This window comes from Bittarella massiliensis (ex Durand et al. 2017) (assembly GCF_017566145.1).
Classification (GTDB): Bacteria; Bacillota; Clostridia; order Oscillospirales; family Ruminococcaceae; genus Bittarella; species Bittarella massiliensis_A.
This window is the reverse complement of record NZ_JABFCL010000003.1, coordinates 333,227-349,251: the sequence shown is the minus strand read 5'-3', so window position 1 is coordinate 349,251 and position 16,025 is coordinate 333,227. Positions and strand designations below refer to the sequence as shown.

The window sequence follows — 16,025 nt, the reverse complement described above, 5'->3', positions numbered from 1 at the left end:
GCCGCGGGAAATCCCGCGGCGGCCGCCCTCTTCTCCTGGCAGACTTCACTCTAGCTTGCCCGCCTTCCAGCAGTTGTAGCACATCCCAATATAGGCGTCATTGCCGCCGATGAGGATCTGCTCTCCCTCTTTGATCACCCTGCCGTCCTTGATGCGGGCATTGACCTCGGCCTTGCGCCCGCAACGGCAGACCGACTTGATCTCGGTGAGGCTGTCGGCAATCTCAAAAAGGCGCTTGGAGCCCTCGAACATATAGGTGCGAAAATCGGTTTTCAGCCCAAAGCAGAGCACCGGCACAAACTCCATGGCAATGTCCTTGAGCTGTTCGACCTGGGCGGCGGTGAGAAACTGGGCCTCATCGACGACCAGCACATCATAGCGGTTTTGCAAAAACCAGTCATAGAGGTTCAGCTCGCCCGAAATGACGATCCCCCGCCCCTCCAACCCGATGCGCGAGCGAACGGCGTCGGCCCCGTCCCGGTCGTCGGTGGCCGGCTTCATCAGCCCCACAGTGTATCCCTTTTCCTCGTAGTTGAACTTGGTCATCAGCGCCTGGGCCGTCTTGGAGCTGCCCATGGCGCCGTATTTGAAATAGAGTTTCGGCATCCTTTCTCCCCCCCGCAAAAAGGGGCTGCCCGCAGGCGGCCCCGGTTGTTTTCAGTATACCGTCTCACACCCGGTTTGAAAAGACCCGCGCGCTGGAAATTGCTGAAATGGACAATTTTCCAAAAGCAGGGTTGTACAACTCGCTTATTTTGCCCGAAACAATTGCCATCTTCCCCATCCGGGTGGTATACTGTAAAATGTATAAAAACGTTTTTATAGGCGGCTGTTTTGCCGTCCACAACAAGAAAGGCAGGCGCACCAACATGGTCAAACACGAATTTTACGACACCTGGTCAAGCCAGAAAACCCGCCACGGCTTTGTCGCCGACGAGGTGATCTCCGCCCTGCAAAAGGAGATTCGCCGGGGCAATGAGGACAACGCCATCCGCCTGGGGTACGAGATGTACTGCACCAGCAAAGAGATGGAGAACCTCCTCTGGATGCGCTTGGCGGTGATCTCGGTGGAGGACATCTGCTTTGGGGAGCCCAACGCCCCCCTGATGATCGACGCCCTGGACCACCTGCGCCAGAAATTTGACTACACCCCCGGCGGCAGCCGCGCCCTCTTCCCCATCCACGCCATCCGCTACCTCTGCAAGTGCAAGAAGGAGCGCTCCAGCGACATCCTCAAAAACATCATCTTCCGCGAGTTTGACGAGGGGGTCTACCCCACCATCCCCGACTACGCCATCGACATGCACACCCAGCGGGGGCGGGAGCTGGGCCTGGGCTTTGAGCAGTTCCTCGATCCGGAGGGCCCCGGCAAGGTGGAGCCCCACATGGACCTCTACGACAAGGATCTCAAGCCCATCTTGATGGAGATGCTCGCCAAAGAGGACGACGAGGCCAAAAAGGCCTTTGTCAAAAAGCAGCTGGGCAAATAGTATTTTTCCCGCTCCGTTTATACCCCTGTTCTCACAGCAAAAAGGCCGGGACGGCAGCCGCCGTTCCGGCCTTTTTGCGCCCTTTTAAAGGGCTTTTCCCCGGTGGAGCAGGGTGTGGCAGCTGGCGTCTATCCCCAGGGCCCCCAGCGGCGCGGTGAGGAGGATGGAGAGAACCGCCACCGAGAGGACGGTGTTGCCACAGGGCAGCCCCAGGGCCAGGGGGACCGAGCCGATGGCCGCCTGCACGGTGGCCTTGGGCAGGTAGGCGATGGCGCAGAAAAGCCGCTCTTTTCTGCCCAGCGGCGTGCCCAGCAGGCAGAGAAAGACCCCCGCCGAGCGAAAGAGGAGCCCCAGGGCAATCAGCCCCACCGCCGCCAGCCCGGCCCCCAGGGTGTAGCGGATGTCCACCGCCGCCCCCACCAGCACGAAGAGGATGACCTCCGCCGCCAGCCAGAGCTTGCCAAACTTTTCAGAGAGGCGGCGGCCCACCGGCGGCGCGCTCTCCCGCTGCAGCGCACAGGCCATCGCCATCACCGCCAACAGCCCCGAGAGGGGGAGCGCCCCCGCGAGCCAGCCCTCCGCCGCCACCAGCAAAAAGGAGACCCCCAGCACCACAATCGCCTTGAGACTGCCCCGCACCAGCCGCCCGCGGGCAAAGGCGGCTTCAAAAAATCGGGCCAGTGCCCAGCCGACGGCAGCCCCCAGGGCGACCCCGGTGAGGATGGAGAGGGGGATGCCGGCAAAATCCCAGACCGAGGCGGAGCCGCCCTGGGCCATCCCCACAAAGGTGGTGAAGAGGACGATGACAAAGACGTCGTCCAGGGACGCCCCGGCGAGGATGAGCTGGGGGATGCGCTTGTCGGTGCCCAGCCCCTCCTCCATCAGCTGCACCATCTTGGGCACCACCACCGCCGGGGAGACCGCGCCCAGCACCGCCCCGATCAAGGCGGCTTCCAGCCGGGTGACACCCAGCAGCTGGGGGGCAAAGAGGGTGACAGCCCCGATCTCAAAGAGGGCGGGGAGAAAGGAGAGGAGGAGGGCTGGCCGCCCCACTTCCTTCAGGTCCTTTAGGTCCAGGGAGAGACCGGCCTTGATGAGGATGACGATCAGTGCCATCTGCCGCAAGTCAGCGGAGACGGCGAGGATCGAGCCGTCGAGGAGGGCCAGGGCATAGGGCCCCAGCACAACGCCGGTAATCAGCATGCCGATGATGCGGGGCAGGTGCAGCCGCTGACAGATGGCGGCCAGCGCTAGGCCGACCAAAAAGATCAGCGCGAGGGAGGTGAGCACAAAAATCTCTCCTTTGGGCGCAGAAAAAGCCGATGGCTTCTCTGCGACGGTAAAATCACAGAAGTCATCAGCTTGTAAAAGCGGTTTCGGTTGCCCGGGGGAGCACTTCATTCCCCAATATTTTCTCTGTTCACAAGCATACCAGACCTGACGGCGGTTGTCAAACGCCCGCGCCGGCCGCCGGCAAAACCGGGCCACGCCATTAGCCTGCGCTAAAGAATTCCCGCCCCGATCTGCTACAATGACAGCGTCCCCCTCCCCCCGGGGGAGGCGGGCGATTTTGTGTGCTGGGAGGCAATGCGCTATGGCGGATTACGACGTTGCAATTGTCGGCTGCGGCCCTGCCGGAATGACGGCGGCCATCTACGCGGCCCGGGCCAACATGAAGGTGCTGCTGCTGGACAAACTGGCCCCCGGCGGCCAGATTGTCAACACCTTCTCCATCGGCAACTACCCGGGGATGGAGGAGGTCGGCGGGGCCGACCTGGCCATCTCGATGTTCGAGCAGACCCAGAAGCTGGGGGTCGCCTTCGACTACGCCACGGTGGAGGAGATTCTCGACGGGGGGGAGGAAAAAACCCTCTCCTGCAAAGAGGGGCAGCGCGTCTCCTGCAAGGCGGTGATCCTGGCCACCGGCACCCGGCCGCGGATGCTGGGGGTCCCCCATGAGTTCGACTTTGCCGGCAGCGGCATCAGCTGGTGCGCCGTCTGCGACGGGGCCAACTACCGGGGCCGGGACGTGCTGGTGCTGGGCGGCGGCAACTCGGCGGTGGAGGAGTCGCTCTATCTGGCCGAACTGGCCCGCCGCCTGACAGTGGTGACCCTCTTTGATTTGACGGCCGACCCCTCGGCCTGCGACAAGCTGCGGGCCCTGCCCAATGTGGATGTCTACGCGTTTTACGACATCAAGGAATTTCTGCCCGGCGAGCACTTCACCGGCCTGCGGGCGGTCTCCACCAAGACGGGGGAGGAGTTGGTGGTGCACGCCGACGGCGCCTTTGAGTACATCGGGCTGCAGCCCACCACCGAGCCCTTTGGCCCGCTGGGAATTTTGAACGACCACGGCTATATCCTGGCCGACCGGGAGATGAAGACCGCCCGCCCGGGCATCTTTGCCGCCGGGGACGCCATCGAAAAGGGGCTGCGGCAGATCGTCACCGCCGAGAGCGACGGGGCCATCGCCGCCGAGAGCGCCGCCCGCTATGTGCGCGCCCTCACCCGCTAAATATCTTTTAGGTGGGCAGTCGCCCACCTGTCGGCAGGAAAGATGCCGGGGCCCCGCGCCCCGATTGCAAAGGGAGGAATTTTTATGGCAGTCACTGTAAAAGAGATGGACGGCGCCGCCCTGGAGCAGCTGGTCAAAACCGGCGCCAAGGTGCTGGCGGATTTTTACTCCAAGACCTGCGGGCCCTGCAAAATGCTGGGTTTCGTCCTGAACGACGTGGCCAAAGAGGTCGACGGGGTGGAGATTGTAAAGATCTGCTTTGAGGAAAACTCCACGGCCGTCAAGGCCCACAGGGTCGAGGGGTACCCCACCATGATCCTCTTTGAGGGCGGGGCGGAGAAAGCCCGCCTCAAGGGGTTGCAGCAAAAGCCCCTCATCGTCTCCACCATCGCCGGATAGCAAAGCGCGCCCCCAACGGCCGATCCCTCATTTTTCCCCTGCGGCCATGCTATAATGGAAAGAGAGGCGAGAACGCCCGCAAAGGAGAGAGAGCCATGATGATGCTGGAAGATTTGATCGCCCAAAATCCCGCCCTTTTCAAAAAAGAGTACAACCACTTCTATCGGCGGGGAAGCTATCTCCTCCACCAGGGGGAGCCGCTGCAATCCCTCTTTTTCATCCTCAAGGGCTCGGGGATCGTGGGCTATGTAGACGAGGACGGCGGGGAGCGGGTGCTCCACTACTTTCACCGGGGGGATTGCGCCGGCAAGGCCGCCCTCTACCGGGAGCGGGGCAACTCCCCCATCTTCGAGGGGGTCAGCATCGTCGCCATGACCGACTGCCTGTGCTACAAGGTGCCCCTGGAGGAGTGCGTGAACTACGCCCAGCAACACGCCGGGGTCTTTCGCTACCTGATGGAGGTGTTGGGCCGGGAGGTGGGCCGGTTGGAGGAAAACCTGATGCTTTTGCGGGAGAACAAGACCGCCGCCATCCTCTGCCGCTTCTTTCAGGACAACGCCTACGACCAACAGGGGGTGCTGGCCCTGGACCGGTGGTTTAACTACGAGGAGCTCTCCCGCATCCTGGGCATCCACAGCGTCACCATCTCGCGGATGGTGCGGCGGCTGATGGAGGAAGGGGTGGTCGCCCGGGAGCCCCACCGCTTTTTGATCTTGCAGCCCGCCGCGCTGGAGAGCTATGCCGCGGGGAGACAGCCCCTTCACTACCTGTAAAAACCCCAAAACACCCAAAGTCCGCCCGTCAGGCGGTTTCAGGAGGCAGATCGCGATGGAAAAGACCATTTCCTACACCCGGCAGGAACACATCATCACCCGCCAAGCCCGGGCCGAAGAGGCCCTTCTCTCCCAGCTGGACGCCGGGGACTACACCCCCCAGCACCCGCTGGTCCAGCTCAACCCCTACTTCTTTGCGCCCCTGTGCGCCCTGGTCCTCTTTCACACCGTGACCCCCTGCGAGGTGACGGTGCGGGTCCTGGGCAAAGAGCCCGCCGGGGACATGGTGCACCGCTTTCCCCGCGGCACCCGCCACGTGCTGCCGGTCTACGGCCTCTACCCCGGCTGGGACAACCAGGTGGAAATCACCCTGGAAAACGGGGAGAAAAGCCGCCTCTCCATCCCCACTGGCCCGCTGCCAGACGAGGTGCCGCAGGCCACCTCCATCGACACCACCGCCGCCTATATGGGGGACAACGTGATGGTCCTCACCGCCGCCATGGCCGCCACCCCGGTGGCCTTTGACTACCGGGGGGACATCCGCTGGTACTCCACCGAAAAGCTCAACTTCGACCTCAAGCGGCGGCCGGGCGGCCACCTGCTGGTGGGGACCGAGCGCTTCGTGGGAATGCCCTACTACACCACCGGCGTCTACGAGATGGCCTTTTCCGGCAAGATTTTTAAGGAGTACCGGGTGCCCGGGGGCTACCACCACGACCACTTTCCCATGGAGGACGGCAACCTGCTGATTTTGACCCAGCAGCCCGAAGCCGCCACCGTAGAGGACTGCTGCGTGCTGGTGGACAGGGATACGGGAGCGATCCTCAAGCGCTGGGACTACAAAAAGGTCCTCCCCCAGGACAAGGGCGGTTCCGGCAGCCAGGACGAGCGCGACTGGTTCCACAACAACGCCGTCTGGTACGACAAAAAGACCAACTCCCTGACCTTCTCGGGCCGCCATCAGGACGCCATCATCAACCTGGACTACGACACCGGCGATCTCAACTGGATCATCGGCGACCCCCAGGGCTGGCCGGAGGAGATGCAGCGCTACTTCTTCACCCCGGTGGGGGAGGATTTTGAGTGGCAGTACGAGCAGCACGCCTGCATGGTGCTGCCCGACGGGGACATCATGTGCCTGGACAACGGCCACTACCGCTCCAAGGACCCGGCGCACTACGCAAAGGCAGCCGACAGCTACACCCGCGGGGTGCGCTACCGCATCGACACCGAGAAGATGACCATCCGCCAGGTCTGGCAGTACGGCAAGGAGCGGGGGGCCGCCTTTTTCTCCTGCTACATCTCCAATGTGGAGTACTATAAAGACGGCCACTACCTGGTGCACTCCGGCGGCATCGGCACCCTGGACGGGGCCCCCTGCGAGGGGGTTCCCGCCCAGATGAAGCAGGGCCCCGACGGGGACCGGGTGCAGCTGGGCTCCATCACCTGTGAACTGGTGGACGACCAGCTGGTCTACGAACTGCGCGTCCCGGCCAACTGCTACCGGGCGGAAAAGTTGCCCCTCTACTACGCCGGCGAACAGGCGGAACTGGGTGCGGGCAAGGTGCTGGGCAGCCTGGGGATTACCGGCGAGTTCGACACCCCCATCCCCGCCGAGGAGACCGGCGAACTGGTGCCCGCACACTACGGCGCCCGCTTGGTGGAGGAGGATGACCGCTTCACCTTCAGCGCCACCTACGAGAAGGGGGAGCTGGTGCAGCTGCTCCTCTGCGGGGAGGACGGCAGCACCCACCGCTACTTCATCAACACCGCCAAGCAGTCCTTTAAGGCCATGTGCGTGGGGACCTTCCAGAAGGCAGACCCCCGGGACGTGGACAAGGTCATCAGCAAAGAAGGCCTCTCGGGGCGCTATCAGGTCAAACTCATCTGCGACGACAAACTCTACGAGACCGGCGTCACCGTCACCGCCTGACAGGGATTTTAAAAAACAGGGCTGAACAGCAGTTGCCGTTTGGCCCTGTTTTTCTGCGCCGCCCGCAGAGGGCAAAGAGAAAAAGCTTTGTTATTTCTTGTGATTTCCCGTTCTCCAAAAGAAAAGGGAACATGGTATAATAGCCGCAAAGCGGCTATTGTACCTGGGGACGGCCGGGCAGATGCACAAGCTGCGCTCACTCCCTGCCCCATGGCCAAATACCACTGCGCGCTCCGCTCGGGCGGCACAATCGGATTCACTCCGCCAGCTGGCAGGGCCTCTCACCAGTAAGGGTGCTTTCCCAAAATCAGATAGGGGGACTTTTTTGCATGTACCGACTGCTCGCCGTCGACGATGACCCGGCTGTCTGCCGGGCCCTCTTCGACTACTTTTCCAGCCGCGGCTTCTTCGTGGCCACCGCCCTTAATGCCGGGGAGGCGTTGTGCCTATCCCGGACATCCCCCCCTTTTGACTGCGCCGTGGTCGACGTGCTGCTGCCCGACCAGAGCGGGCTCACACTCTGCCAGTCCATCAAGGAGACCGGGGCGGCCGTCATCTTCCTCTCGGCTTTGGGGAGCGAGGACGACCGGGTGCAGGGCTTTCTCTCCGGCGGGGACGACTACCTCTGCAAGCCGTACAGCCTGGCCGAACTGGAGCAGCGGGTACTGGCCCGCATCCGCGCCCGGCAGGGCGCCAGAGCGCCGCGGGCCATGCGGTTTGGCCCCGTCTGCATCCGCCCTGACAGGCGCCAGGTAGAGATCGGGGGGCAGGCGGTGGAGCTGACCTGCAGCGAATTTGACATCCTGGCCTTTCTCGCCCAGCACCGGGACGCCCCCTATACCCAGGACGCCATCTACCGGGCCATCTGGAACCAGCCGGGACTGGAGGGCACCCACACCGTTCAGGTACACGTGGCCCAACTCCGCAAAAAATTGGCCGCAGCGCTGCCCGAACACTCCCTGATACAGACCGTCTGGGGAAAGGGCTACCGGTTTTCCCCGCCGCCCACAGCGTAGAAAAGAGGGGGGCGGCCTGTGGGCCGCTCCCCTCTCTCCCTATTTGCGCCGGGCCCGCCGCAGCAGCAGAAGACCCGCCGTCGCCGCGCCACAGGCGGCAGCTCCCGCCGCCGGCCAGAGCCAGCCGCCGGCAGAACGCTCCTCCCCGGCGGGGGAGAGGGTGGGGGCTGCCGCGCCCTCCCCCGCCGGCGCGGCTGTATCGCCGTTTTGCCCCTCGTCTACATCGGGTACAGAGGGCTGCGGGGACACCTGCTCCTCTGTACCGGCCGAGCCGGAGACAGCGGGGCGGCCAGGAGTCCCCTCCTCCTTTTGCCCGGAGCCGGGCAGAGGGGTCTCAGGGTCCTGCCGGCCCCCGCCGCCCCGGTTCCCGTCAATGTCCTCGTGCTCTTCCTCCTCCGGCTCTCCACCGGGATGCAAGGGCTTTTCGCCGGGGGAGAGGGCCGCCCCGTCCCAGGTAAATCGACAGGTGTTGCTGATCCCCGCCCGGGGGGAGCGGGTGATGCGCACCCGAAACTGCCACTCCCCCTCTTCCAGGCTGTGGAGATCAATGGCCAGCCTCTCTCCGCCCTCTGTCTGGTAGGCGACAGCTCGCTCCTCCGACCAGGTGAGGCCCCCATCTCGGGAGGACTGCAGGTAGATCCCCCCAAAGGTGCGGGGGTTTGTCAGCAAGAGGACCGGGTCCTCCCCCTCCCTCTCCGGCAGCCGGACACAGAGATCGCCGACGGGGGCCGCGCCGGTCACCTCCACCTCGACGGTGACGGCAACGGTTCCCCCCGGCAGAAGGCCCTCCATCTCCGGCAGCTCCACCGCGCCGGAAAGGGAAAAGTGGCCGCCGGCGGCCTGCCCGTTCCAGTAGGCGCTTTCATCCCAGCGCACGGGGAAGCTGGGGGACTGGTAGTTGACCTCCTCCTCGCAGAAAAGGTCCACCGGCACAGCCGCCGGCAGCCCGCTCTCCTCCACACTCGCCCCGGGGAGGACCGACACCGGCCGGCACTCCACCGCGCCCATCAACTGCCAGGCCCGGCGGGCGACCCGCTGGCCCGAGAGGGCGGGATCGGGCTGTGCGCTGCTGCCGCTGAGGGTGATCTCCCCCTGGCAGACCACCGACCGGGCGCACTCCCCCTGGGCGGCAAAGGTGCAAAACTGGGCGCAGACTGGAAAGGCGGCCCGCAGGGCGGCGCTGTCCCTGCCCTGGGCTGAAAATTCACCTTGAAAGAGATCCAGCAACCCCTCGGCCCCATCCCCCGCCCAGAGAAGGGCGGTGGAGCCCTCACCCCGGGACGAGATGCGGGTGGGCCCCCCGCCGAAACCGATGAACACCCAGGCGGGGGCCCCCTGCCAAAGGGCCACCCCGCTCTCGGCGGCGATCTCCACGCCGTACAGGCTAAAGACGCCGTCCTCCACCCGGATCATCCCGTCGGGCCGCCCCTCCCCCACGATCCGCAGCCTGCCGCCGCTCCGGCGCAGGTAGGCCGATTGGTGGGGATTCTCCATCAAAATCTGGTGGGGGCCGCAGTCGATGGTGATCTCCCCCGACAAGTCGGCGGTGTCCAGGTACCACTCCTCCTCCCCCAAGACCAAATCCCTTTGCAGGGCAAAGGTGCCGCCGCTCACCCGGTGCTCCTCATACCACACCTGAAACCGCCCGTACTCCCCCGCAGCCGGCGCGGCGGCCAACGCCGTCACCTCCCCAGCCGAAAGGAGGAGCAACAGGGCCGCCATCAGGCCGGCCAGTCCCCTCTTTTTCATCCCTCTGTCTCCTTCTCCTCAAAAACTCTCAAAGGCGGTGACACCGTGTCCCCTTCTCGCCGCGGCGCCCTCGCAAGCGCCGCCCTTCTGCTGGCCCTGGCGCTGATGGGCGGGCTGTTCGCCCTGGCCTATCGCTTTGACAACAAGTACACCTCTCCCCTGGCCACCGGCAGTGTGCAGGGGGCGCAGCCGCTGGACGCAGCCGCCCTGCAGGCAGGGGAGCTGGCGGTCCTCACCGGCGGGTGGGAGCTCTACGACGGGCTCTACACCCCGCAGGAACTGGCCGCCGGCCAGGGGGGAACGCCGGAGCAGACCTATATCGGCCAGTACCCCGACTTCTCCCGCCGGCAGGCAGAGCGCAGCCCGTACGGCGCGGCCACCTACCGGCTGATCCTCACCGGGGCCCAGTCGCTGCCCGCCCTCTCCCTGCAGGTGCAGGAGGTCTTTTCGGCCAGCCGCATCTGGGTGGACGGGGTGCTGCTCTGGCAGCAGGGGCGGCCCGAGAGGGAGGGCTACCGGCCCGGGCTGCAAAACGCCCTGCTCACCTTCTCCCCGGGGGCGCGCACCGAAATTGTGGTGGAGGCGGCCAATTACAGCCACTATTACAGCGGCCTCTACTACCCGCCCCTGCTGGGGACGCCGGAGGCCGTCTCCTCGGCCCTGGCCGGACAGCTGCTCTTTTACGGGGCGATCTCCCTGGGCGCCGTGACCCTGGCCCTCTTCTCCCTGGCGGTCTGGGCGGTGGACCGGCGGGAACGCCACTTCCTCGCCTTTGGCAGCTTCTGCATCCTTTTCGGTCTGCATGCGGCCTACCCCCTCCTCCACTGGCTGGGTGGGCTGGGCGGCCGCTGGCCCTATGTGTTGGAAGACGCGGCCTTCTTTGGGGCGGCCTTCTGCCTGTGCACTCTGGTGTCCCAGCTGTCCCACCTGGAAAAGAGCCGGGTCCAGCGGTGGTTGGCCGAGCCCCTCACCCTCTTCTTCTCCCTCTTTTCGGCCGTCTGCAACGCCTTCATACTGCCGCGGGCGCCGGGCTTTCTCCCCCTCTACGGCGCGCTGATCGACCTCTGCCGACTCGGGGTGGGAAGTTGTCTCATTATAACATCCTTCCAGGGGGTCCGCAAACAGCGCCCCTCGGGCTGGCTGGTCTACCTCGGCTGCTGTTGTTACGGGGTTTCCCTCTGGCAGAGCGCGGTCCAGGCCAACCGCTTTGAACCCATCCGCGGCGGCTGGCCGGTGGAGTACGGCGGCCTGGGGTTGGTGGTGCTGTTGGCAGCGGCCATGGTGCGGGAAAATGTCCGCATTGCCCGGCAAAACCGCGCCCTCACCGCCCACCTGGAGGAGACGGTGGCCCAGCGCACCCGCCAGCTCACCGAACTGCAAAACCAGCGGCGGCGCTTTCTGGCCGACCTGGCCCACGACATCAAGGGGCCGGCAGCAGCCATCGCCACCTATGTCTCTCTCATCCGCCAGGGCGAGGGGGACAGCGACCGGGAACTGGGGAAATACCTGGACATCATCGGCCAGAAAAGCGGCGAAGTGTCCCAGCGACTGGGGGACCTGCAGCGCTACACCGCCCAGGAACCCCCCTCCGGCGGGCGGCAGCGGGTGGAGTTGGCCCTCTATCTGCGCCAGCTCCACCAGTCCCTGCGGCCGGACACCGACGCCTCGGCCATCCACTTCACCCTCGCCCCACCGCCGGAGGGGGTCTTTGTGCTGGCCTTTCCCGACCGGCTGACCCGGGCGCTGGAAAACCTGGTCTACAACGCCATCGACTTCACCCCGGCAGAGGGGACCATCGCCCTTTGCGCGGGGGTGCGGGGGGAGAGCGCCTGGATCGCGGTGCGCGACAGCGGCCAGGGGGTAAAAAGCGGCGATCTGCCCCATCTCTTTGAGCGGCACTTCTCCACCCGGCAGGACAAGAACAGCCGGGGGCTGGGCCTCTTTATCGCCCGGGAATCCCTCCTCGAGATGGGGGGCGACCTCACCGCCGATTCCCGCCCGGGGGAGGGGACCACCTTCACCCTCACCCTGCCCCTCTGGCAGCCGCCGGAATAGGAGCGTCTCCCTTCCTCCCTGAAAATACCGGTGGCCGTCCCGCCCCCACAGCCGTCTCTCTCACCCGGCCAGGCCACCCCCCTGGGAAATGGGAGGCGGTGACGCGCCAGGGCCCTTCCCCATCTCCCCTCTCCGCCAACCGCCAGCGCCCGTGCAGAGGGACACAAAAGAGACGCCGCCACCCGGCAATCCGGGCAGCGGCGTCTCTTTTTGTTTGGGGTGCTGTTTTCCATTGGGCTGCCGCCCCACCGCCAGGCAATTTTCAGCGGGGGGAAGCCCTTCTGTTTCAAAGGTCGATGCAAGGCCCTTTCCAGAGGGCGGGAGGAATCCTCTCTCCATCGCCCGCGGCGCGGGCCTCGGCCAGCAAACTCCGGTAAAAGGCGGCGGCCGCGGCGCGGCGCTGGGCGGCCATAGCCCGGCCGCACGGGGTGTAGAGCCTGTCGCCAAGCCCCTCCAGCTTGCGGCGGTACTCCCGGAAAAAAGAGGGGGCCTTCTCCCCCTGTCCGTCGGAGACACGGCCGTCCGGCCGCAGGGTGTAGAGGGGCTGGCCCATCTGTCCCTGGCAGAGCAGGGTGCGGGCCACCCCCATGGCCCCGGAACTGTCGATCTTGTCGGCGTCGAAGAGGATTTTGGCCTCCAGGCTCTCAGGCGGGGCGCTGCTGCGAAAGCGGTGGGTGCGGATGCAGTCCCCCACCCGCCCGGCAAAGGCAGGCGGAAAGCCCTTTTCCCGCAAAAAGCGGGCGGCCTGTGCCGCACCGGCGCCGGCGTGGTCGACCCGGCTGTCGGCAAACTGCGCCGGGCGGCCGATGTCGTGTAGCAGGCAGGCAGCCGCCAGCACCTCCCGGTCACAATCCGGCTCGGTGGCGGCGATCTCCAGGGCCAGGTGCAGCACCCGGTAGACGTGCTCCCGGTCGTGGGCGCTGTCCTCCGTGCAGGCGAGCATCTTCCCTTCAATCAGGTCGTACTGTGCGCGCGTCAAACCCTTTTTCCCCCTCTCTCACAGTCCCCGCAGATGGCGGTAGATGGCCTCCTCGCCCCCCAGGTCGTCGTAGTCACCGGTGAGTGCGCCCGGGTGATGATAGCGCATCCCCGCCCGCTCGTCCGCCTCAAGGCGATCCAAAAGGGCCGCCTCCCCCCGGTCCCTCAGGAAGCGGAGAAAGGCCCTGTTGCGGGGTCTCTGCAACATCAACTCCCCGCAGGGAAACTGCTCGCACTGCCAGCAGCCGTCCAGCCCCCTCTCCAGGCAGCACCGGCGAAGGGTGCAGCCCGTCTCCTGCGGACAGCCCTCTCCCCGGCAGCCGCGGCAGTCCCCCACCTCGCAGAGGCAGCAGGCCAGCCCACAGCAGGCAAACGACTTTTCTCTCTCCATCCCTTGCTCTCCCCTCTCCCATTTAAAAGGGGGCACGGCTGCCAAGCCGCACCCCACTCCCCCCTCCCGAGAAGGGGAAGGCCTCCTCTTTGCCGGCTCTTACGCCGCGCTGCCCCTGCTGCGGGGGGCCAACTGGGGCCGAAACGCCCCTCCCGCCTGCCGGGCGGCGGGCTGGGGCCGGCGGGCGGGCCGACGGCGGCGAGCCGGGCGCAGCAGGCTGCTCCAGCAGAGAAGGGCCACCGAGGCCAGGCAGGTGAAGAAGGCCTGTCCCACCGAGAAGAACCCGGCATCGAGGGCGCCGGCAGCAAAGAAGAGGGCGGCGATGGCCAGCCCGGTAAAGATGGATTTATATGATTTCATACGTCTCTCTCCTTCTTGTAAGCAAAGGGAATGTACAAGTTTCTTGTGTGGTCTCAGTGTACCGCAAGAAACTTGTGTTGTCAATAGAAAATTCAAATTTCTTGTACTTTTTCCTTGACCACAGCCGGGGCGCATGTTAGAATATGAACAAAAGGAGGGCTTAACAGTGGGCATTGGCAAACAGATACGGGCCGGGCGGGAACGCCTCGGCCTCACCCAGGGCGAACTGGCCAAACAGCTTGGCATCACCAAATCCGCCGTGGGAAATTACGAAAATGAAGTCAGTCACCCCAAGGAACCTGTACTCTACAAGCTGTTTCAGGTCCTGGGGTGCGACGCCAACTACCTCTTTGCCGGGCACTACCCCGCCGGTCCCGCAGGGGTGCAGGCAGCCCTCACCGCAGAGGAGGAATCCCTGCTCACAGGCTACCGCCAGCTGGACGATTACAGCCGCGAACTGGTGGAGACCATCCTGCAAAAAGAGGTGGCGCGCTGCCGCCGGGCCAAAACCGCCGCCCGCCGGGCCAGCACCAAGGTCATCCCCTTTTACGCCCTGCCGGTCTCGGCCGGCACCGGTGTCTACCTGGACTCCAGCGACACCGAAGATCTGGAGGTCCCCCTGACCCCCGCCTCGGCCCGGGCCGACTTTGCCCTGCGGGTCTGCGGCGACAGCATGATGCCCGACTACCTGGACGGCGACATCCTGCTGGTGCGCCAGCAGGAGGCGGTGCCGGTGGGGGAGCTGGGGGTCTTCACCCTGGACGGCGAGGGCTACTTCAAACGCTTTGGGGGCGACCGGCTGATCTCCCTCAACCCCGACTACCCGGACATCTTCCTGGCCCGGTTCGAGCAGGTCTCCTGCAGCGGCCAGGTGGTGGGAAAACTCTGATTTCTCCCCTCTGCAAAAAGAAAAAACGCCCGCCCTCTTTCCCCTGTCTGGGAAAAAGGGCGGGCGTTTTTTTGCGCTCTCTACCGCCCGTCCCGCCGCACGTAGGGCACCAACTTCTGCAGCCGGGGCCAGGCGTACTCCAAAAACCGGCGGGTGGCGGCGCACCAGCGGTACTCCCCCAAGCCGTCTGGGGTCTCCCGCTCCCGGCGGCAGCCGCCCCCACAGAGGGGCCGCCAGCGACAGCCGCCGCAGCGGGGCGGCAGGGGCAGCGGGGCGGTGAACTCCCCCGAGGGGGGCGAGCGCAACAGGTCTGAAAGATCGTCTCTGCCGATCTCCCCCAGCTTCCACTGGGGGAGGACGTAGAAGTCGCAGGGGTAGACCGACCCGTCGGACTCCACCACCAGCTGGTTGGCGCAGCGCCCGCAGAGGCCGCACTCCTCCGGCGGGCGGCCGGCGGCCAGCCCCAGCAGGTTTTCAAAGTAGCGCACATTGACATACCGCCCCCGCCGCAGGTCGCTGTGCCAGAGGTCGAAGATGCGGCAGAGAAAGTCTCCATACTGCTTTTGGGTCAGGGCCTGGGGGCCGGCAGCCGGCTGGCCCAGGGGGGCCATACAGGGGATAAACTGCAGGTAGTCAAACCCCTGCTCTCGGTAAAAGTCCCAGACCCTGTCGGCCTGGCGGGCCACCGCCGGGGTCACCACCGTCAGGATATTCACCTCGGCCCCCGCCTCGCGCAGCAGCTTGTGGGCGGAAAGCACCCGGCGAAAGGTGCCCTCTCCCCGGCTGTCCCGGCGAAAGGCGTCGTGGCTGGCCCGGGTGCCGTCCAGGGAGAGGCCCACCAAAAACCGCTCCTGGGCCAAAAAGGCCGCCCACTCGGCGTCGATGGAGCAGCCGTTGGTCTGAATGGCGTTCTCCACCCGCAGCCCCTCGCGCGAAAACGCCCTCTGCAGATCCACCGCCCGGCGAAAAAAGTCCAGTCCGGCCAGGGTGGGCTCTCCCCCCTGAAAGGCAAACCGGCAGGCCCCCTCCGCGGCAGCCATCCCCTTTTGGATCACCGCCGCCAGGGTCTCTTCCGACATCCGCTGGCCACTGGGGCAGCCCCCCTTTTCGGCCAGATCGGCGTAAAAGCAGTAGCTGCAGCGCAGGTCGCAGGCGTCGGAGGCGGGCTTGATGAGCATACTCACAGCGGGCACGGCGCACTTCCCCCTCTCTTCTAAAGGGGCCCCGCCAAAGGGCCCCGTCACTCCCGCCGGGCGGGAGGGTTTGTCCTGTCTTGCCGCCGGGCGCCAGGCGCCCTGTTTCCCCGCCCACCGGACAGCCGGTTGCCGCGGGACCGCGGCTTTTTTCATTATAGCGAATTCTCCCCCCGCTGAAAATGACAGCTGTCTATTTTTCTTTTCCAAATTATTTTTGCAAAGTAAGCTTGACATATTTTGCAAAGTAAGCTATACTAAAAATGCAAAGCGAGCTTTGCTAA

15 protein-coding genes and 1 riboswitch are annotated in these 16,025 nt (G+C 65.2%); of the genes, 8 read left to right on the top strand and 7 right to left on the bottom strand.

All coding sequences use genetic code 11. The annotated features are described in order from the left end of the window. Positions 1–45: 45 nt before the first annotated feature. Positions 46–606 (bottom strand): thymidine kinase, encoded by a 561-nt coding sequence (locus tag HJY11_RS05990; RefSeq protein ID WP_208075073.1) that lies wholly within the window; start codon positions 604–606, stop codon positions 46–48. 263 nt (positions 607–869) lie between these two features. On the opposite strand from HJY11_RS05990, the gene HJY11_RS05985 reads away from it, so the two are divergent. Beyond that, a complete protein-coding gene (locus HJY11_RS05985; protein ID WP_208075072.1) occupies positions 870–1,490 on the top strand; it encodes a hypothetical protein in 621 nt (206 codons plus the stop codon). Between the two features lie 84 nt (positions 1,491–1,574). Here HJY11_RS05985 and HJY11_RS05980 read toward each other — a convergent pair whose 3' ends face one another. After that, positions 1,575–2,780: a cation:proton antiporter gene (locus tag HJY11_RS05980; RefSeq protein ID WP_208075071.1), complete on the bottom strand. Its 1,206-nt coding sequence runs from the start codon at positions 2,778–2,780 to the stop codon at positions 1,575–1,577. A 51-nt stretch (positions 2,781–2,831) separates the two neighbouring features. Next, positions 2,832–2,904, bottom strand: a riboswitch (Fluoride riboswitch). A gap of 180 nt (positions 2,905–3,084) precedes the next feature. Here HJY11_RS05980 and HJY11_RS05975 point away from each other — a divergent pair. From HJY11_RS05975 to HJY11_RS05955, 5 genes are all read left to right on the top strand, one after another. After that, entirely contained in the window at positions 3,085–4,005 is a 921-nt protein-coding gene (locus HJY11_RS05975) for an NAD(P)/FAD-dependent oxidoreductase (protein ID WP_208075070.1), read from the top strand. 84 nt (positions 4,006–4,089) lie between these two features. Further along, positions 4,090–4,404, top strand: a complete 315-nt coding sequence (locus tag HJY11_RS05970) for a thioredoxin family protein (RefSeq protein WP_208075069.1) — start codon at positions 4,090–4,092, stop codon at positions 4,402–4,404. Between the two features lie 95 nt (positions 4,405–4,499). Then, complete coding sequence (locus tag HJY11_RS05965) at positions 4,500–5,177, top strand: Crp/Fnr family transcriptional regulator (protein WP_208075068.1); 678 nt, start codon at positions 4,500–4,502, stop codon at positions 5,175–5,177. Between the two features lie 55 nt (positions 5,178–5,232). Continuing rightward, a complete protein-coding gene (locus HJY11_RS05960; protein ID WP_208075067.1) occupies positions 5,233–7,110 on the top strand; it encodes an aryl-sulfate sulfotransferase in 1,878 nt (625 codons plus the stop codon). A gap of 329 nt (positions 7,111–7,439) precedes the next feature. Then, complete coding sequence (locus HJY11_RS05955; protein WP_208075066.1) at positions 7,440–8,126, top strand: response regulator transcription factor; 687 nt, start codon at positions 7,440–7,442, stop codon at positions 8,124–8,126. A 39-nt stretch (positions 8,127–8,165) separates the two neighbouring features. Here HJY11_RS05955 and HJY11_RS05950 read toward each other — a convergent pair whose 3' ends face one another. Beyond that, entirely contained in the window at positions 8,166–9,875 is a 1,710-nt protein-coding gene (locus tag HJY11_RS05950) for a hypothetical protein (RefSeq protein WP_208075065.1), read from the bottom strand. Between the two features lie 45 nt (positions 9,876–9,920). On the opposite strand from HJY11_RS05950, the gene HJY11_RS15645 reads away from it, so the two are divergent. Beyond that, positions 9,921–11,930, top strand: coding sequence for a sensor histidine kinase (locus HJY11_RS15645; RefSeq protein WP_208075064.1), 2,010 nt, complete (start codon positions 9,921–9,923; stop codon positions 11,928–11,930). A gap of 286 nt (positions 11,931–12,216) precedes the next feature. Here the strand turns inward: HJY11_RS15645 and HJY11_RS05940 are convergent, their stop codons facing one another. The 3 genes from HJY11_RS05940 to HJY11_RS05930 all read right to left on the bottom strand — a co-directional run bounded on the left by HJY11_RS05940 (position 12,217) and on the right by HJY11_RS05930 (position 13,659). Beyond that, the gene (locus HJY11_RS05940) at positions 12,217–12,909 is read right to left on the bottom strand and encodes an HD domain-containing protein (protein ID WP_243764216.1); all 693 of its coding nucleotides are present in this window, start codon (positions 12,907–12,909) and stop codon (positions 12,217–12,219) included. An 18-nt stretch (positions 12,910–12,927) separates the two neighbouring features. Then, positions 12,928–13,299: a DUF3795 domain-containing protein gene (locus tag HJY11_RS05935; protein WP_208075063.1), complete on the bottom strand. Its 372-nt coding sequence runs from the start codon at positions 13,297–13,299 to the stop codon at positions 12,928–12,930. Positions 13,300–13,398: 99 nt separating this feature from the next. Further along, positions 13,399–13,659: a hypothetical protein gene (locus tag HJY11_RS05930; RefSeq protein WP_208075062.1), complete on the bottom strand. Its 261-nt coding sequence runs from the start codon at positions 13,657–13,659 to the stop codon at positions 13,399–13,401. A 166-nt stretch (positions 13,660–13,825) separates the two neighbouring features. On the opposite strand from HJY11_RS05930, the gene HJY11_RS05925 reads away from it, so the two are divergent. Then, positions 13,826–14,548 (top strand): helix-turn-helix domain-containing protein, encoded by a 723-nt coding sequence (locus HJY11_RS05925; protein ID WP_208075061.1) that lies wholly within the window; start codon positions 13,826–13,828, stop codon positions 14,546–14,548. Positions 14,549–14,628: 80 nt separating this feature from the next. Here HJY11_RS05925 and HJY11_RS05920 read toward each other — a convergent pair whose 3' ends face one another. Continuing rightward, positions 14,629–15,741, bottom strand: coding sequence for a radical SAM/SPASM domain-containing protein (locus HJY11_RS05920; RefSeq protein ID WP_208075060.1), 1,113 nt, complete (start codon positions 15,739–15,741; stop codon positions 14,629–14,631). Positions 15,742–16,025: the final 284 nt, after the last annotated feature.